This window comes from Paraburkholderia sp. Cy-641, from assembly GCF_011752945.1.
Lineage (GTDB): Bacteria > Pseudomonadota > Gammaproteobacteria > Burkholderiales > Burkholderiaceae > Paraburkholderia.
The window spans coordinates 84,858-101,022 of record NZ_VWWM01000024.1 but is presented as its reverse complement, the minus strand read 5'-3'; the positions used below and the strand labels follow the sequence as shown (position 1 = coordinate 101,022).

Annotated in this window: 18 protein-coding genes; 4 read left to right on the top strand and 14 right to left on the bottom strand. The window is 63.1% G+C overall.

All coding sequences use genetic code 11. The annotated features are described in order from the left end of the window. Nucleotides 1–65: 65 nt before the first annotated feature. From F3J20_RS15735 to F3J20_RS15715, 5 genes are all read right to left on the bottom strand, one after another. The gene (locus F3J20_RS15735; protein WP_167283838.1) at nucleotides 66–1,106 is read right to left on the bottom strand and encodes an ABC transporter permease; all 1,041 of its coding nucleotides are present in this window, start codon (nucleotides 1,104–1,106) and stop codon (nucleotides 66–68) included. Continuing rightward, a complete protein-coding gene (locus F3J20_RS15730; protein WP_167283837.1) occupies nucleotides 1,099–2,154 on the bottom strand; it encodes an ABC transporter permease in 1,056 nt (351 codons plus the stop codon). The genes F3J20_RS15735 and F3J20_RS15730 overlap by 8 nt, the downstream gene beginning before the upstream one ends. Then, entirely contained in the window at nucleotides 2,151–3,680 is a 1,530-nt protein-coding gene (locus F3J20_RS15725) for a sugar ABC transporter ATP-binding protein (RefSeq protein ID WP_167041510.1), read from the bottom strand. The genes F3J20_RS15730 and F3J20_RS15725 overlap by 4 nt, the downstream gene beginning before the upstream one ends. 113 nt (nucleotides 3,681–3,793) lie before the next feature. After that, nucleotides 3,794–4,687 carry an amidohydrolase family protein gene (locus tag F3J20_RS15720; RefSeq protein ID WP_167283836.1) on the bottom strand — a complete coding sequence of 298 codons (894 nt, stop codon included), beginning with the start codon at nucleotides 4,685–4,687 and terminating at the stop codon, nucleotides 3,794–3,796. Nucleotides 4,688–4,797: 110 nt separating this feature from the next. Continuing rightward, nucleotides 4,798–5,115, bottom strand: coding sequence for an L-rhamnose mutarotase (locus tag F3J20_RS15715; protein ID WP_167041504.1), 318 nt, complete (start codon nucleotides 5,113–5,115; stop codon nucleotides 4,798–4,800). A 143-nt stretch (nucleotides 5,116–5,258) separates the two neighbouring features. Here F3J20_RS15715 and F3J20_RS15710 point away from each other — a divergent pair, with 143 nt between their 5' ends. Then, complete coding sequence (locus F3J20_RS15710) at nucleotides 5,259–6,272, top strand: LysR family transcriptional regulator (RefSeq protein ID WP_167041501.1); 1,014 nt, start codon at nucleotides 5,259–5,261, stop codon at nucleotides 6,270–6,272. A gap of 33 nt (nucleotides 6,273–6,305) precedes the next feature. Here the strand turns inward: F3J20_RS15710 and F3J20_RS15705 are convergent, their stop codons facing one another. The 5 genes from F3J20_RS15705 to F3J20_RS15685 form a co-directional block, all read right to left on the bottom strand. Continuing rightward, nucleotides 6,306–7,088, bottom strand: a complete 783-nt coding sequence (locus F3J20_RS15705; protein ID WP_167041498.1) for an SDR family NAD(P)-dependent oxidoreductase — start codon at nucleotides 7,086–7,088, stop codon at nucleotides 6,306–6,308. Nucleotides 7,089–7,171: 83 nt separating this feature from the next. Beyond that, nucleotides 7,172–8,350 (bottom strand): L-rhamnonate dehydratase, encoded by a 1,179-nt coding sequence (gene rhmD, locus F3J20_RS15700; RefSeq protein ID WP_167283835.1) that lies wholly within the window; start codon nucleotides 8,348–8,350, stop codon nucleotides 7,172–7,174. A gap of 78 nt (nucleotides 8,351–8,428) precedes the next feature. Next, complete coding sequence (locus tag F3J20_RS15695; RefSeq protein WP_167283834.1) at nucleotides 8,429–9,181, bottom strand: SDR family NAD(P)-dependent oxidoreductase; 753 nt, start codon at nucleotides 9,179–9,181, stop codon at nucleotides 8,429–8,431. A gap of 317 nt (nucleotides 9,182–9,498) precedes the next feature. After that, nucleotides 9,499–9,729: a hypothetical protein gene (locus F3J20_RS15690; RefSeq protein ID WP_167041489.1), complete on the bottom strand. Its 231-nt coding sequence runs from the start codon at nucleotides 9,727–9,729 to the stop codon at nucleotides 9,499–9,501. A 125-nt stretch (nucleotides 9,730–9,854) separates the two neighbouring features. Then, complete coding sequence (locus F3J20_RS15685) at nucleotides 9,855–10,442, bottom strand: hypothetical protein (RefSeq protein WP_167283833.1); 588 nt, start codon at nucleotides 10,440–10,442, stop codon at nucleotides 9,855–9,857. An 887-nt stretch (nucleotides 10,443–11,329) separates the two neighbouring features. Here F3J20_RS15685 and F3J20_RS15680 point away from each other — a divergent pair. Further along, complete coding sequence (locus F3J20_RS15680) at nucleotides 11,330–11,605, top strand: hypothetical protein (RefSeq protein WP_167041482.1); 276 nt, start codon at nucleotides 11,330–11,332, stop codon at nucleotides 11,603–11,605. Nucleotides 11,606–11,767: 162 nt separating this feature from the next. Here the strand turns inward: F3J20_RS15680 and F3J20_RS15675 are convergent, their stop codons facing one another. Both F3J20_RS15675 and F3J20_RS15670 read right to left on the bottom strand, forming a co-directional pair. Further along, nucleotides 11,768–12,076 carry a hypothetical protein gene (locus F3J20_RS15675; protein ID WP_167283832.1) on the bottom strand — a complete coding sequence of 103 codons (309 nt, stop codon included), beginning with the start codon at nucleotides 12,074–12,076 and terminating at the stop codon, nucleotides 11,768–11,770. Nucleotides 12,077–12,375: 299 nt separating this feature from the next. Next, nucleotides 12,376–12,546 (bottom strand): hypothetical protein, encoded by a 171-nt coding sequence (locus F3J20_RS15670; RefSeq protein ID WP_167041477.1) that lies wholly within the window; start codon nucleotides 12,544–12,546, stop codon nucleotides 12,376–12,378. Nucleotides 12,547–12,864: 318 nt separating this feature from the next. Between F3J20_RS15670 and F3J20_RS15665 the strand changes: the two genes are divergently transcribed. Continuing rightward, nucleotides 12,865–13,191, top strand: coding sequence for an H-NS family nucleoid-associated regulatory protein (locus F3J20_RS15665; RefSeq protein ID WP_167041474.1), 327 nt, complete (start codon nucleotides 12,865–12,867; stop codon nucleotides 13,189–13,191). A gap of 21 nt (nucleotides 13,192–13,212) precedes the next feature. Here the strand turns inward: F3J20_RS15665 and F3J20_RS15660 are convergent, their stop codons facing one another. Together F3J20_RS15660 and F3J20_RS15655 are read right to left on the bottom strand one after the other, a co-directional pair. Continuing rightward, the gene (locus tag F3J20_RS15660; protein ID WP_167283831.1) at nucleotides 13,213–13,767 is read right to left on the bottom strand and encodes an arsenate reductase ArsC; all 555 of its coding nucleotides are present in this window, start codon (nucleotides 13,765–13,767) and stop codon (nucleotides 13,213–13,215) included. Between the two features lie 259 nt (nucleotides 13,768–14,026). Beyond that, on the bottom strand, nucleotides 14,027–14,788 hold the full coding sequence (locus F3J20_RS15655) for a J domain-containing protein (RefSeq protein WP_167283830.1): 762 nt from the start codon (nucleotides 14,786–14,788) through the stop codon (nucleotides 14,027–14,029). Nucleotides 14,789–15,235: 447 nt separating this feature from the next. Between F3J20_RS15655 and F3J20_RS15650 the strand changes: the two genes are divergently transcribed. Then, nucleotides 15,236–15,943: an NAD(P)H-dependent oxidoreductase gene (locus F3J20_RS15650; protein WP_167283829.1), complete on the top strand. Its 708-nt coding sequence runs from the start codon at nucleotides 15,236–15,238 to the stop codon at nucleotides 15,941–15,943. Nucleotides 15,944–16,165: the final 222 nt, after the last annotated feature.

Sequence of the window (16,165 nt, the reverse complement as noted above, 5' to 3'; positions counted from 1 at the left end):
GCGTTGTTGTCGGGCATCGGAAGACCCGGGTTATCGGTCGTTGGGACTACGGAGATACGGAACTATCAGGAAACCGAAGCAGCCTCAGCAGTGGATGCCGCCGCGGACTTTGCGATGAAGCGCCGGTCGCGCGCCGCACGCCAACGCGCGACGAGGTTCGGTATCAGCACCGACGCGAGCAGCAGCACACCGGTCACGATGGTCAGCGTTTCGCTCGAAACGTCGTCGAGCGTCAGCGCGTTTTTCAGCACGCCGATAATCAGCAGCGACAGCAGCACGCCGACCATCGAGCCGCGTCCGCCGAAAATGCTGACGCCGCCGAACAGCACCGCCGCGATCACCGACAGCTCGAAGCCCTCGCCGTTATCGCCGCGCGCGCTCGTAAAACGCAGCGTATAGACGATGCCGGCCAGCGCGCTGACGAGCCCCGACAGCACGAACAGACGCAGCCGGATCTTCGCGACCTCGATGCCGGAGAACGCGGCGGCAGTCGGATTCGCACCGATCGCATAGAGGCTGCGGCCGAACGCGGTGGCTTGCAGCAATACCGTGAACAGCACGGCCGCGACGATCATGATGACGAACGGCAACGGAATAAAGCTCGCGCCGAGCGTGTCCATGCCGAACGCCGTATAACCCGCGGGAAAATCGGCGACCGCCTGGTCGCCGAGCAGCACATACGCGAGGCCGCGAAACAGCGCGAGCGTGCCGATCGTAACCGCGAGCGAAGGCAGGTTCAGCCTGACGATCACGAGACCGTTGAGCAGCCCGGCCAATGCCCCGGCGATCAATACGAGCACGATCACGACCGGCATCGGCAAACCCATATGCCACAGCACGCCCATCAAGGCGCTGGAGGCGCCGAGCACCGATGCAACGGAAAGATCGATTTCGGCCGCGACGATGATGAGCGTCATCGGCAGCGCCATCAACGCGATCTCGGTCAGATCGGCGAGCACGTTGCTCAGGTTCGCGCCCGTCAGAAACACCGGCGAGAGCCAGCGCCCGAGCCCGAGCGACGCAATCAGCACGAGCACGAGCAAGGCTTCCCATTGCAGCGGCGTTTCGCGTTTGCGCGTGAGCAGCGCGGAATCGGGTTTAGCCATGATCGCGTTTCCTCATCATGCGTTTGGCGACGGAGCGGGCCAGCAAGGTATCGGCGGCGATCGCGGCGACGATCAGCGCGCCCTGGATCGCCTGCTCCCAGAACGGCGATACGTGCAGCACCACGAGCGCGATGCTGATGACGCCGAGCACGAGCGCGCCGAGCGTCGCGCCGAGTATCGTGCCGACGCCGCCCGTGATCGCGACGCTGCCGACCACCGCCGCCGCCACGACCTGCAATTCGATGCCCTTCGCGGTGCTCGCATCGACGGTGCCGAAGCGCGCGAGCCACAACGCGCCCGCAAAGCCCGCGATTGCGCCGGACAGCAGAAAGCCCGCCATCACGCGCCGCTCGACGTTGACACCCGCGAGCCGCGCGGCTTCCGGGTTCGAGCCGATCGCATAGTGCTCGCGGCCGCCGCGAAACTGCTTCAGATAGACCGACAGCCCCGCGAGCACGACGGCCGCGATCAGCGCGAGCGTCGGGATGCCGAGCAGCGTGCCGGTGGCGAGCCGCGAATACGCGTCGGGCAGACTGGTCGCGTTGATCTGGCCGCCATGCACCCACGCGTAGTCGGCGCCGCGAAAGATGTAGAGCGTGGAGAGCGTCGCGACGAGCGACGGCACGCGTCCCACCGCGACCAGCAGCGCGTTGATGCCGCCCGCGACGAGACCGATCGCGAGCCCCGCCGCGAGCGCAACGAGCACCGGCATATGCGGAAACGCGACGTAGAGACTGCCGACCGCATATGCGCTGACGCCGACCGTCGAGCCGACCGACAGATCGATATGCCGCATCAGGATCACGACGGTCATGCCGGCCGTCAGCAGACTGATGATCGACACGTTGAGCAGCAAGTCGCGCAGATTCTGCAGATTGAGGAACTGCGGCCTGGCGAGCCCGGTGCCGACGATCAGCAGGATCAGGACGACGAACAAGGTGGTTTCGCGGCTTCTCGCGATGCTTGCGACGAGGCCGCCCGATGTGCCCGACGAGCGTTTCGGCAGCGACGGCCGGACCGGTGCGGGATGAGTCGAATGGCGCATCATGCCGCACGTCCCAATGGTGAAAGACCCTGACCGAGCGCGGCGCCCATGATGCGCTCCTCGTTCGCGTCGGCGCGCGCGATCTCGGCGCTGATGCGCCCTTCGTGCATCACGAGCACGCGATCGGCCATGCCGAGCACTTCGGGCAACTCGCTCGAAATCATCAACACGGCCATGCCGTCACGCACGAGTTCGGCGAGCGCGCCATACACCTCGGCTTTGGCGCCGACGTCGATGCCGCGCGTCGGCTCGTCGATGATCAGCACTTTCGGACCGGTCGCGAGCCACTTGCCGAGCACGACCTTCTGCTGATTGCCGCCCGACAGCGTGCCGACCGGCGCATGCGGATCGCCCGCTTTCAGGCGCAGGCGCGTGCCCCATCGGTTCGCGAGTTCCGTCTCGCTGCGCGTCGAAATCAGGCCGTGGCGCACGAGGCGGCCGAGCACCGTCAGCGAGGCATTGCGCGCAATGCTGAGTTCCAGGGCGAGCCCTTGCTGGCGGCGGTCTTCCGGCACGAGCGCGAGTCCCGCGCGCACCGCGGCGGCCGGCTTGCCGGTTTCGAGGCGCCGGCCCGCGAGCCACACTTCGCCGGCATCGAGCGGATCGATACCGAAGATCGCGCGCGCGACCTCGCTACGTCCCGCGCCGACGAGACCCGCGAGCGCGACGATCTCGCCTGCGCGCACCTCGAACGAAATGTCCTTGAACACGCCGATGCGCGTCAGCCCGCGCACCGACAGCCGCACCTCGCCCGGCGCGCAATCGGCTTTCGGATAAAGCGTTTCCAGATCGCGGCCGACCATCTTCGCGACGATCGCGTCGGTCGTCAGATCGGCGGTCAAGGCGTCGAACACTTTCGCGCCGTCGCGCATGATCGTCACGCGCTGCGTGAGCGCGAACACTTCGTCGAGCCGATGCGTGATAAAGAGGATCGCCACGTCGCGTTCGCGCAGCTTGCGCACGATCGCGAAGAGCCTCTCGACTTCGGGCAGCGACAACGCGGCGGTCGGCTCGTCCATGATCAGCACGCTCGCGTTCAGCGACAACGCCTTCGCGATTTCGATCACCTGCTGATCCGCAATCGACAGACCGCGCACGAGCTGATCGGCGCGCAACTCGACGCCGAGCGATGCGAGCAGCTCGTCCACTTCGCGATGCATCGCCTCGTACTGGATGCGGCCGAAGCGGTCGACCGGCTGCCGGCCCATGAAGATGTTTTCCGCGATCGACAGATCGAAGAACAGCGTCGGTTCCTGATAGATGACCGCGAGCCCGGCATCGCGCGCTTCGGCGGGCGTTGCAAAGCGGCGCGGCGCGCCGTTCACGAGCAGTTCGCCGGCATCGGGCTGATGCACGCCGGCCAGTATCTTCACGAGCGTCGACTTGCCCGCGCCGTTCTCGCCGAGCAGCGCATGCACTTCGCCGGGCCACAGCACGAGATCGCCGTCGGCCAGCGCGCGCACGCGGCCGAATGATTTGCTCGCATGCCGTAATTCGAGTCGCGGCACGGCGGATGAGGATTGCTGCACTGCCTGTCTCCTGAGTCTTTTTTCGCCGGGGTTTTCAGCGGGTTTTTTTGCGGATTCTTCCGCATTGCCGCCTCGCTGCTTCTGCGTTCTTTCCGTGCCTCGGTTGTACCGCGTCAAATGCGATAACAACGTTCCGCATTGCCGCGAAACAGCGCGTTCTTTTCAGCCTCGCTCGCATCGGCGACGATCGCCGCATACGCGCTCCACCACTCCGTATACGAACCGAACAGCCGGTCGACGGGAAAGTTCGACGCGAACATCGCGCGCTCGACGCCGAACGTATCGATCGTTTCGAGCACATAAGGCCGCAGGCTTTCGACGGTCCAGCGGTGATCGAACATCGCGAGGCCGCTGATCTTCACCGCGACGTTCGGGCAAGCCGCGAGCCTACGCATGCCCTCGCGCCACGCGCGATAACCGGCCACGCTATTACGATCGACGAACATGCCCGCATGGTTGACGATAAAAAGCGTGTCGGCGTGCTCGCGTGCCAGCGCGGCGGCCTCTTCCATTTGAGACGGATACAGTTGCAGATCGAACGACAGATCATGCCGGCGCAGCAGCGCGAAATGCTCGCGCCATTGCGGCTCGCGCATGAAGTGGCGGCCGACGTAATCGAACAGCCTGTTGTCGTGCACGTTGAGAATCTGCCGGATGCCGCGCGTATTCGCAAACGACGCATGCGCTTCGAGCAGCGCGGGTGCGTTCGCCGCGGACAGATCGACGGCAGCGACAATCGCATTCGGCATGCCGCGCGATTCCTTGCGATCGGCAATCGACTGAAGCCAGCGCGTTTCTTCGACCGGATCGGCGGGATCGTGATTCGCCTCGACGTGCACGAGTTTGAGCACTTCGATCTCGCCCGCTTCGCCAAGCAGATCGTCGAGCAGATAGTCGTGCTTCAGATCACGCGCGTCGCCGACGAACGACACGCCCGGATTGTCGAGCCACGGGTAGCGATGCGTCTTCAGGTCCCACAGATGAATATGCGAATCGACAACCTGCATGCGGCACCTTCGTCGAGTGAAAAGCGTTTCGAGGCTCGTTCGTGAGATTCGTTCCTGCGGTGCCCGGCCATAGTCACCGGCACCCGGCGGTACTCAACGGTATGCGGTACTCAACCGCCGAGCTGAAAAACCGGTTCGAGCCTCTGCTGAAACGGTGTGTGATCGGACTCGGTTCGCATGATGTCGGCCATGTAATCCCACCATTTGCGCATGATCGCGAGTTGCGGCAACTGGTCCATCGTGTGCTCGCTCGTGCGTGTCAGGATGGCGAAAAGATGATGCGAACCGGGATCGAAGAAAATCCTGTAGTCGCGCACGCCGGCGTGGTGCAGCGCGTCAACCAGCTCGGGCCAGATCTGCGCGTGACGCCGTTCGTATTCCTCGCGCATGCCGGGGTTGAGCACCATCCGGAAAGCGATTGTCTCCATTGCGGCCTGTCTCCACCCTACACGATGCTTGCGGTTCGTCGCTTTCTCGGGGAAGCGTATGGAACGACTATAATTCCAGCGTCGATAGCATCTCAATCCGTTGTTGGGATTGGGCGATCCACAAACCGAATCGCACCGGAACCATGAGCCAACATTCAGCCGCCGTCTCACTCGTCAACCGGCTCAAGTTCAAACACCTCGCCCTGCTCGTCGCACTCGACGACACCCGCAATCTCCATCAGGCCGCCGAGGCCGTCAACGTTGCCCAGCCCAGCGCGAGCCGCATGCTCGGCGATATCGAGGAAGCCTTCGGCTTCCTGCTCTTCGAGCGCAACGCGCGCGGCATGACGCCCACGCCGCTCGGCGTCGTCACGCTCGCCTACGCGCGGCGCGCGCTCGCCGAACTCACGCGCTTCGCCGAAGACCTCGACGTCAAACGGCGCGGCGGTCACGGGCAATTGACCGTCGGCGCGATCATGGGCGCCGCGCCCGATCTGCTGGCGATGTCGGTGGCCGTGCTGAAGACCGAAAGCCCGCTGCTCAACGTGCGCATTCTCGGCGAAACAAGCGACCAGGTCGTGCAATTGCTGCATCGCCGCGAAATAGACCTCGCACTCGGACGCCTGACGAATCCTCTGCAGCACAACGACTTCAGTTTCGAGCCGCTCGCGCGCGAAACGCTGCTGCTCGTCGTGCGCGCCGTGCATCCGCTCGCGCGCCGCGCGCGCATTACGCTGCGCGAACTGGTCGACTGGCCGTGGGTCGCGCAGCCGGTCACGAGTCCGGCGCGCGTGCTGTTCGAGGAAGAACTCGCGCGTGAAGGGCTCGCGACGCCGGTCAATCTGACCGAATGCGCGTCGATCTTCGCGACGCTGCAATTGCTCGAAAACTACGATGCGGTGGCGATGCTGCCGGAGTCGGTCGTGCGCGATCATGTGCGCGGCGGCCTGCTCGTCGCGTTGCCGCTCGAAATCGGCAAGAGCCTCGCGGGCTTCGGCATTCTCACACGCAAGGAAGAACCGCTCGCCGAACCGGCGCTGCGTTTCATCGAACTGCTGCGCGGTTTCTCGCGCAAGCTCGCGCGTGACGAAGGCGTGTCCGTCGGCAACGCGGCCGATACACCCGATACACCCATTACGCCCGCCACGGTGAATTGACGCAAGCATGGCTATTGCGCTCGACTCGCGCGCTTATTGCAAATTGACGAACAGGCCGCCATCGACGAGCAGCGCCGCGCCCGTCACATAGCGCGCGCGGTCCGAGGCGAGAAACACCACGCAATCGGCGACGTCTTCAGGGCGCCCCAGGCGACCAAGCGGAATGCGCTTCTCGAAGTAGGCTTTCTTCGCTTCATCGGCAAGGTCTTCCGCGTTGAGGTCGGTTGCGATCGTACCGGGCATCACCGAATTGCAACGGATGCCGAACGGTCCAAGCGCAATCGCGCACGACTGCATCAGCGAATGCACGCCGGCCTTGGTCGGTGTGTAATGCGTCTGCATCGCGCCGCCCACCAGCGCGCTGATCGAACTCGTCGCGACGATCGCACCGCCCGTGCCCTGCTTTTTCATCTGCTGCGCGGCGGCCTGCGTGACATAAAACGCGCCGTTCAGATTGACCGCGACCGTCGCTTCGAGCACCTCAGGCGTCATGTCGAGAAACGCGTGAAACGGGCAGATGCCGGCATTGCTCGCGAGCACGTCGACCTTGCCGAATGCGTCGACCGTGCGGCGCACCAGTTGCTGGCCCGTGTCGCGCTCGGCGACGTTGCCCTCCACCGCGATCACGCGCCGCCCTAGCGCCTCGATTTCGTCGACCACTTCCGCGACGGCGGAGCGGCGGCCATACGATGCGTCGTTATCGCCCCAGTAGTTGATCGCCACGTCCGCGCCTTCGCGGGCGCAGGCCACCGCGATCGCGCGGCCGATGCCACGCGAGCCGCCGGTGACGATCACCGCTTTGTCCTTGAGCAGCACGTCATTCTCCTTTGCTTCATTCGTCGTTTGGGGCAGGCGTAATGCGCCCAACGTGCTCAGCGTGCTCAGCGTGCTCAGCGTGCTCAGCGTGGATAAGGCCGCACCAGCGCGCATTCCGGATTGAGCCGCACGCCGAAGCCCGGCGTGTCCGGCACCTTCATGCGGCCATTCACGGGCACGGGCTCGTCGAGCAGTAGCGGGTTGAACATCGGCACGACTTCGTCGGCCTTCGGCGCCATCATCAGGAACTCGGAGAACGGCGAGTTGTGCCGCGTGACGACGAAGTGATAGCTGTACACCGACGAACCATGCGGCACCACCATCACGTTGTGCGCATCGGCGAGCGCGGAAATCTTGATCAGTTCGGTAATGCCGCCGCACCAGCCCACGTCCGGCTGGATCAGATCGCAGCACTGCATCTCGAGCAGCATGCGAAAGCCCCAGCGCGTCGCCTCGTGTTCTCCGGTCGACACCATCATGCCGCGCGGCACGTTGCGGCGCAGTTCGGCGTAACCCCAGTAATCGTCAGGTGGAAGACACTCCTCGACCCATTTGAGGCCGTATTCGTGCGCGCCTTGCGCGAGCCGCGTCGCATAACGCACGTCGAGACTCATCCAGCAGTCGTACATGAGCCAGAAGTCGTCGCCGACGCGCGAACGCATGTCGGCAAGTTTTTCGAGGTTCTGCTTCAGCCCCGCTTCGCCCTCGGCGGGACCGTGCTGCAACGGCAGCTTGCCGCCGATAAAGCCCATGTTCTTCGCGAGATCGGGCCGCGCGCCGGTCGCATAGAACACCAGTTCGTCGCGCACCGGACCGCCCAATAGCTGATATACGGGCTCCTTGCGCACCTTCGCGAGCAGGTCCCACAGGGCGAGATCGACGCCGGAAATCGTGTTGAGCACGATGCCCTTGCGTCCGTAATAGAGCGTCGCGAAGTACATCTGATCCCACATCTTCTCGATGTCGGTCACGAGCTGTCCTTCGAGAAAGCGCGCGAGATGCTTCTCGACGATGAACGCGCCGATCTCGCCGCCGGTCGTCACCGCGAAGCCGACCGTGCCGTCGCTCGCCTCGATCTCGACGACCAGCGTGCCGAGCACGTTGATGCCGAACGACTGGCGGCTCTGCCGATACTCGGGATAACGCGCCATAGGTGTCGCGATGTGATCGTCGATCCAGTGTCCTCCGGCTTGATCGTGATAGTCCGCACCGCCGCCGCGAACGATGAAGGCACGCACGTGCCGGATGGTAGGCATGGCCATGAAGGGACTCCGTGTGGGATGCGTCAAGGCATCGTCAATGCATGTGCGATGCGCGTTTCAGGCGGGCGCGATGCGCGCTCAATAAGTGGCGCGGCCACCCGACAGATCGAACACCGAGCCGGTGCTGAACGCGCAATCTTCCGAAGACAGCCAGAGGATTAGCGAGGCCGCTTCTTCCGGCAGCAGAAACCGGTTCATCGGAATCTTCGAGAGCATGTAGTCGATATGCTGCTGCGACATCGAATCGAAGATCTCGGTCTTCGCCGCAGCCGGCGTAACCGCATTAACGAGGATGTTTTTCGTCGCGAGTTCCTTGCCGAGCGACTTGGTCAGGCCGATCAAGCCGGCCTTGGATGCGCTGTAGTGCGAGGCATTCGGATTGCCTTCCTTGCCCGCTATCGACGCGATATTGACGATGCGGCCATAGCCCTGCCTGAGCATATGCGGCACGACCGCGCGGCAGGTCAGATAGGGGCCGATCAGGTTCACGTCGATCACGCGGCGCCACACGTCGGGCTCGAGCTCCCAGGTCGTGCCGTTGCCGCCGGTGATGCCCGCGCAATTGATCAGCACGTCGATCGAGCCGTGTTCGGCGACGGTCTGTTCCGTCGCTTTCTGGACCGCGGCTTCGTTGGTCAATTCGACCGTGACGGCGCTGACTTTGCCGAGTTCGGCCAGTTCGCGCTGGCTGCGCGCGAGACGCTCGCCGTCGAGATCCCACAACGCCACCGACGCGCCCGAGCGCAACGCCCGCTGCGCCACCGCATAACCGATGCCACGCGCGCCGCCCGTGATGACGACCGCGCGCCTCTCCAGATCGATCCGATTCATTGCCATGCTCCTGTGGGCACGCTTGGGCAGCATGCCATCGAGTTGTTGTATCGCTGCTATGCGCCTTGTTCGTGCCGACGCTTCGGTGAGGTCACCCGGCTGAGTCACTCAGTCAGGTCACTTAATCAGCTCAATATACGGGCGCTGCGATGCGCCAACAATTCGAGTATTGGAGAGGGCGATAGCAAAAGTGAATCGGGGTGGGCCGCGCGTACTTCACGAACACTTCGCGAGTACTTCATACTCGCCGGCCGCGAGGCGATGCAAGGCGAGGCGAGGCGATGGCGTAATCCTGCAAAAGCAATGTCCCGCCACCGCTAATCCGCGTCGACAAAAAGCATCGAAATATAAAGAATCGTCGACACGACGATAATGCCGACGCCGACCAGTACCCGCGTCCGGTCGAAATTGATGCCGCCGATGATGACCACGCCGATTCCCGCGATTGACGATAACGTGCCGAACGCCGCGAGGCCGACGTGAATCTTGCTGCTGATGAGCTTTCTGCGCTCGGCGTCTCCGTTAGGCTGCGATTCGTTCCGTTCCATTCGATGCTCCTTCGCGCGTTGCAATCGATCCGGATGCAGCGGCGAGCTTCATATCGAAAGACACCGCCGTCCATCCATGATGCGCTTCAACACGCATCCGCGCCTATGACGCGGATCACGCTGCGTTACTTCACCTCGGTGCCGCCTCGCGTCACCGACGCGGCCACCGCCGCGACGAACACCGCGTGCACCGAGTCGCCAACCTTGATCTGATCCAGCGCGACGTCGGGCGACACGTCGAGCGTTTCCATGCGCGTCGGGCCGCGCAGCGTGATCGTGCGGTTCTTGTGATCGATCTTGCGCACCGTCGCCACGACCTCGATGCGCCGCGCCGACGCAACGACACCGTTGGCCGCCGGCTGCGTGACTTCGGTATCGACACGCTTGCGGATGCCGTTCGGCGCGAGCCTGTCGACGCCGATCAGCACTGCCTTCTTGTAGGCGATCGTCACGATATCGCCGATATGCAGCTTGCTGACGTCGGCTGCCTGCGGGTTCACCTCGAACGTGTCTTCGCCGCCTCGCGGACCGCGCAGCGTCACGCTATTCGTCGCCGGATCGATCGCGACGACTCGCGCCTCGACATGCAGCAGCGCGGCCGCCGGCGCGTTTTGCTGCGCGAGCGCGGGCCCCGCCGTCGCGGCCAGCACCGCCAGTGCGATCGTCAGCGCTGTCACGCGCCCCCATCCCGAACCCGGTGTATTGCAAGCCATGCAACTCTCCTTTTGATTGCGTCGTTGGTATAGGAAAAACTCGTTATTGCCGATGACGTGCTACGCACCCGCACTCGAAAAAACGGGCGGACAAAAACAACGATGTGGAAAATAAACCGTGAATCGTGACGCGCGAAACACAATGCAATAAAGTGAACAACGCGTTGCCTTTATTCGCGAGACGAAAAAATCGCGCAACGCCGCCGCGCTTTTGCCCATGCAGCGAATAAGCGGACTTCTTCCGGATCACGGCGCGCGACGAGCCGTGCGGCTTCAGGCACGCGCTCGTGTGGGCGTCAGCGGCTGGGTCGGCGACGAGCCATAACATCTTCCTCGCGAGGATATCGATGACTGCACGATCACAGCACGGCCCGATTGATCCGGGCCAGGAAGTTGCCAATAAAAATTGGCAATGAATCGACAACGTTATGACTATTTCAAACTGTCAGGTGATGCTAACAAACGCGTAAAAGAATGGCAAGGCGAGTCACGCAACATCGCAATACACGCATTATCGAATGCATCATCTCTGCAAATTTTCGTGAAGATTTTCGTCAATCCGGATGCTGCCTCGATATCGATCGACCGATTGTTCGCATGACGATGCGAAACGAGTCATTCGTTGAGCTTCGATGCGCGGCGGCACGGCTCCTGCTCCGCGTTGCCGGGATACGTGAAAACCCTTAATGATAGGCATCGTAAGGGAATCATCGATTGCGCATCGCCAGATACAAAAAATTGTCGTCAATCATTGGAATACTGCGAGTATCGCTTTATCGGTCCGACGGAATTGCCGTCAAGCATCGCGCATGGAACTGCGAACCCGGGCATCGCGCTTGCTGCCCGCGTCGGCATCCGGCACAACACTTATTCAAAGGACATTGCACATGATTACCGCCCGCCCCTGCACCGCCGCCTGCGTGATCGACGGCCGGCTCGTCACGCTGACTTTCTACCCGGACAACGGCGTGCTGCGCATTGCCGATCCGTCCGGCGCGTGCCTGCGGGAAACGCGCTGGCACGGCTCGTGGCGCGCGTTGCTCGACGAATTCCGCGGCTATAACGACATCCCGGAAACGAATGAAACGGCGCGCGGTTACGACGATATCGTCGCGCGCCTCGGCGACCCCGCCTACCCGACGCGCGACATGGCCCTCGCGTGAAAGACCGTGTGAAAGATGAGCGAAGCGGTGCCGCTCCGCACTCGTCGCTGAAGATGCATTTAAAAACCGCTGCATTAAAAACGCATCGTTTCGCGGCACCGCGTTTCCGCACCGCTCGTCGTCAATGATTCGCCAACCGCACGCCGAGCCGCTCGCCGACCTTCACTGCCCGACATAGACCTTGCAGGGCGCCCCGGAAGCACATGAGCGACCGCCGCCCGCTTCCGATTGCCCCTCCGACGCGCCGCCATAAGACACATTGCGCACCGTCTGCGCTTCCTGCCTCGGCTGCCAGCCACGGCCGAACGACATGTCGGTGGTGGCCTGCGCCGATTCGTTCGCGTTCTGCTGCATCAGTTCGCGGCCCGACATGCCGGACCCCGGCTGCTCACCCGGTTGCGCCGCATGGGCCGTTCTCGGTGCGAGAAACAGCACGGTGCAGGCGGCAACCATCAATACGCGTACTTTCATTTCCGGACTCCTTGCATCCGGCGCAGCAGCTTTCGTCCTCCAGAAGAATTGATCCGCAAAAAGCCGGCCGCCCAAGCGGGCCGAGGAACGGGTCGATGCCAATGCGCCACTGCTGCGACGGGTCATCGAACTAAACGGGTGAAGAATTGCCACACTTGCAACCGACGTCGGACACGCATTCGCGCGTCGCCGGAATCGGCCGCCGCAAGAGCGGCAGCAAGTCTGCGTTCCGCAGTTTCTGTAGTTCTTTTATAGTTCGAACGAGAGGGAATTCAATCGAGGCGGTTCCGTCGATGTGGTCAAATGTCCACACCGTTCGATAAACCGCATTTGCCGATAAAATCCGTGCAGACAAAACGTGCCTTGCGCGCGCATTGCGTTATGATGTCGTCATAACGCACAAAAAGCGGCGGCCGTGCATCGGCGAAAGTCCGGTGAAAGACGGAAAGCGTGGAATTGATCCCAGCCATTCGCACTCAATGCGTCGAGACAAGGTTTTTTCATCGCGGACACCGGGCCTACCGGCCCCGTTTGCCGCGCTGCGACATGCTGAAATATTTTCTGATCGAAACACCGGGTTTGACGGTCGATTTTTCACGCGACCGTCTTCGGCATAGGCCGTCGTATTGCAATTCAGGGAGCAACGTTTTTTAACGCGGCTCGTGGCATTCCCTTCAATCAACAACCCCACCGCGGGCCGGCCCTCTTCATTGGGCTCGATGCTTCGCAGCTATTGCCTGCTATCTGTACCGACAGAACGCCGGACGTTTTAGAAGGACGAATATCTTATGGACGAAAGGAAGCGAGATAGCATGATTGCGTATCTCCGCCATCGTATGGACGAGTTTGGCATCAAACCGGAAGACCTCGCCGCCGCACTCGCCTCCGAGTCGATGGCGAAACAGGCCGAGCGCTATCGCAATGCGACCGGAGACAGTTGGGACGGCAACGGCGAAATGCCGCAATGGCTCAAGCAGGCCATTAGTGCCGGGCAAAGTATCGAACACTTCGAATTGTCGCCAAAGCCGGTGCCCACGCCCCAGCCGAAAAAACAGGTGGACTGGTCGAAAGATCCGTTTGCCGGAACACCGCTCGCGCGCCAGCAGGGCCGTTGAAGCCGGGCCGCCCTGCTTGCCTCAGGGCACGATTGAAATTGCGCCGGCTTCGAAATGCGCCGCCGCGCCGCGCACCGTTTTTGTGCCGCCATTCGTTCCATTTGCATCGTGCGCAACATTCGCGGCATGCTGCGCATATTGCGGCAATTCGATAAAAGCGCTCACCTGCCGCACGATTTGCCAGAACGTCTTGTCGAAAAGACGCGCCTGCTCGTCATCGGATACGTTGCCGCCCGCGAGTGGATCGGCGATCGCCCAGTCGAGAAATAACGGCTCGCCGGGAAATACCGGCGCATGAAGTCCGCTGACCGAAGCGTCGAGCGCGATCACGACATCCATGCGCGGCGCCCATTCTCCAGTGAATTCGAGCCAGCTTTTCGGACTCAGCATCGCGCGCCCGGAAATGCCGGGCCGCAATTGCGCCAGCGCCAGCGGATGAATTCGCGCAGCCGGCTCGGGGCCCGCGCTGAATGCTTCGAACCGGTGTCCCGCCAGTTCTCGCAGTAAAGCTTCGGCAATGATGCCGCGAATCGAATTGTCCCGACAAAGAAACAGCACCTTATATTTTCTGGTCACGCCGATCCCGTACCCATGTTTTCTATTGGCCCCTGAGCGGCATTTTGCCGCCCCTGTCTTGCGCCCCCGTGACACGATGGCGTCTCCACTTTTTGCGCCACGGGAATTCGTACTGGCATCGATTCACGGGCACTGAGCACAACGCACTGCCAAACATTGCGCAGTGTACCAGTGAGCGATACGTCTTACATTATCCTGTCAATATTCGATGAATCACGCGGCACTCGCGCCATCGTACCGCACCGGCGCGATGCGTCGTTCAGAAGCGCAGGCCGTGCAGAAACTGCAACCAGAGATTGCTGAGCGTGCTGGCTGGGTGTATCCCGCTCGCGGGTTCGTCGTGCTTCACATCCTGTCTCGCATCATGCTGCGTGTCGCCTGCGTGATCTGCGCCGCCAGATCGATGCGCGTCGTGACCGGTGGCCTGATTCGTCTGCGCTGTGCCGGTCTCCGCCGTGGCTTCAGGTGAATCGTCTGCGCCAGCTTCGGCCTTCGTGCGCGCGCTCTGCGCGGCCGCTTTCGCCTGCTTCTTCGCATCTTTCGTTTTTTGCGCGGCTTGCGCTTCCTCTCTGCGCGCCGTCTGCAACGCAGCCACGCTGTCCGCAATCTGCGCGGCACGCTGCGGCTCGCATTGACGGCCGAGCAACACGCCGAACAACACGTCGCGATTGTGCCCTTCGTCGGCGAAGCGCATCGCGAGCGACACCATCTCCGCATACGCCGCTTCGTCGGCCGCGCGCGCCACCGCTTCGCGTTTCGCCTGGGCGCGTTGACGGCGCGCGAGCTGCGCTTCGAACGCGCGCATCTGCTCGGCGTAAACGGCGTCGTAGACCTTGCGCTGTTCGGCGTCGGAAAGAATCGCGTACGCGTCCTTGATCTCCTGGAACGCGGCGCGCGCCGTGTCTTCGGCGCCATGATTGCGGTCGGGATGCCACTTCATCGCGGCTTTCCGGTAGGCCCGCTTGATTTCTTCGTCGCTGGCGTGCGCATGCACGCCGAGCGTGTCGTACAGGGTTGCCATGCTTTGCTCGATCTCGCCGGTCATTGACCAGGCCATCGTAGCATGCGAAAAACGGCGTCACCGTGAAGCGGCCGCGCCCCGCGACCGGGCGCGCGGGAACAGCGGCAAAAATCGCGAAAAACCCGCAAAAAAAGGCCTCGCCACCGATGTAGCGAGGCCGAGTCCCATGTCAAAGGAGATGCCATGGAGGAGACGAATCCATCATAAGCGCCATGCGGTGCGGGCCCAACCAATGGTTCGCCATATGCTTATCGGCCGCGCCTTCACGTGCATTGCAGCGCGCCGGCCATCGCGCGGTTATATCGTTAGAACAAAAAGTCGCTTAGCGGCGCGGCTCGGCGTCATTAAGATGACACTTCAAAGTCCGGTTCGCCGGCCGGCTCTCGCGCAGTCCGCCTGAACCGCATCATGAACCGCGCCATCCGCCGCTACCGAAGGAGCATTTCGTTGAGCAGATTCGATCATTCCCGCCGGCCGCTTATCGTCGGCATTGGCGGCACGACACGCGCGGCCTCGTCGACCGAGCGCGCGCTCGCCTTTGCGCTGCGCGGCGCCGAAGCCGCCGGCGCCGACACCCGGCTGTTCGGCGGCGCCTTCCTGCATAGCCTGCCGCATTACGCGCCGGAACAGCCCGAACGCACCGCGGAACAGCTCGAACTGATCGAGGCCGTGCGCCGCGCGGACGCGCTGATCGTCGCGACGCCCGGCTACCACGGCGGCGTGTCGGGCCTCGTCAAGAACGCGCTCGACACGCTCGAGGAACTGCGCGCCGACGCGCGTCCCTATCTCGACGGCCGCGCGGTCGGCTGCATCGTCACGGCCTATGGCTGGCAGGCGGCGGGCTCCGTGCTGAGTTCGCTGCGCTCGATCGTGCATGCGCTACGCGGCTGGCCGACGCCGTTCGGCGCCGGCATCAATACGCTCGAAACGCGCTTCGATACCGCCGATAGCTGTTCCGACCCGAAGGTCGTCGAACAACTCGCGACAGTCGGCCAGCAGGCCGCGCAATTCGCGCTCGCGTTCAATGCACACCGTACTTCGGGCGCCTCGGGTGCCGTGGGCGCATCATCGGGCGCTCCATCCAGCCAGACAGCCGGCAAGCCCCTTGCCGCCGCGGCCGACACCCGCTCCGCGCGTATCCTGCAAGCAGTCTGATCCGCCTGCTTTCGCGCTCCGTGGCGCCTCCTCGGCGGCGCGCGGCGACGCGCCGCGCGCAAACCGTGCGCCACATAACAGACACCTCGGGCGTGCTGCCGATAGTGTTACCGGACACAGCGCCTTTGATCCGATCCGGGCTCCTGACTATCGCTCCGGCGCCTCGCTGATTTGCTTACGACGAAAGATTGGTTCACCCGCTGCACAGTGCGGCCCTATCTT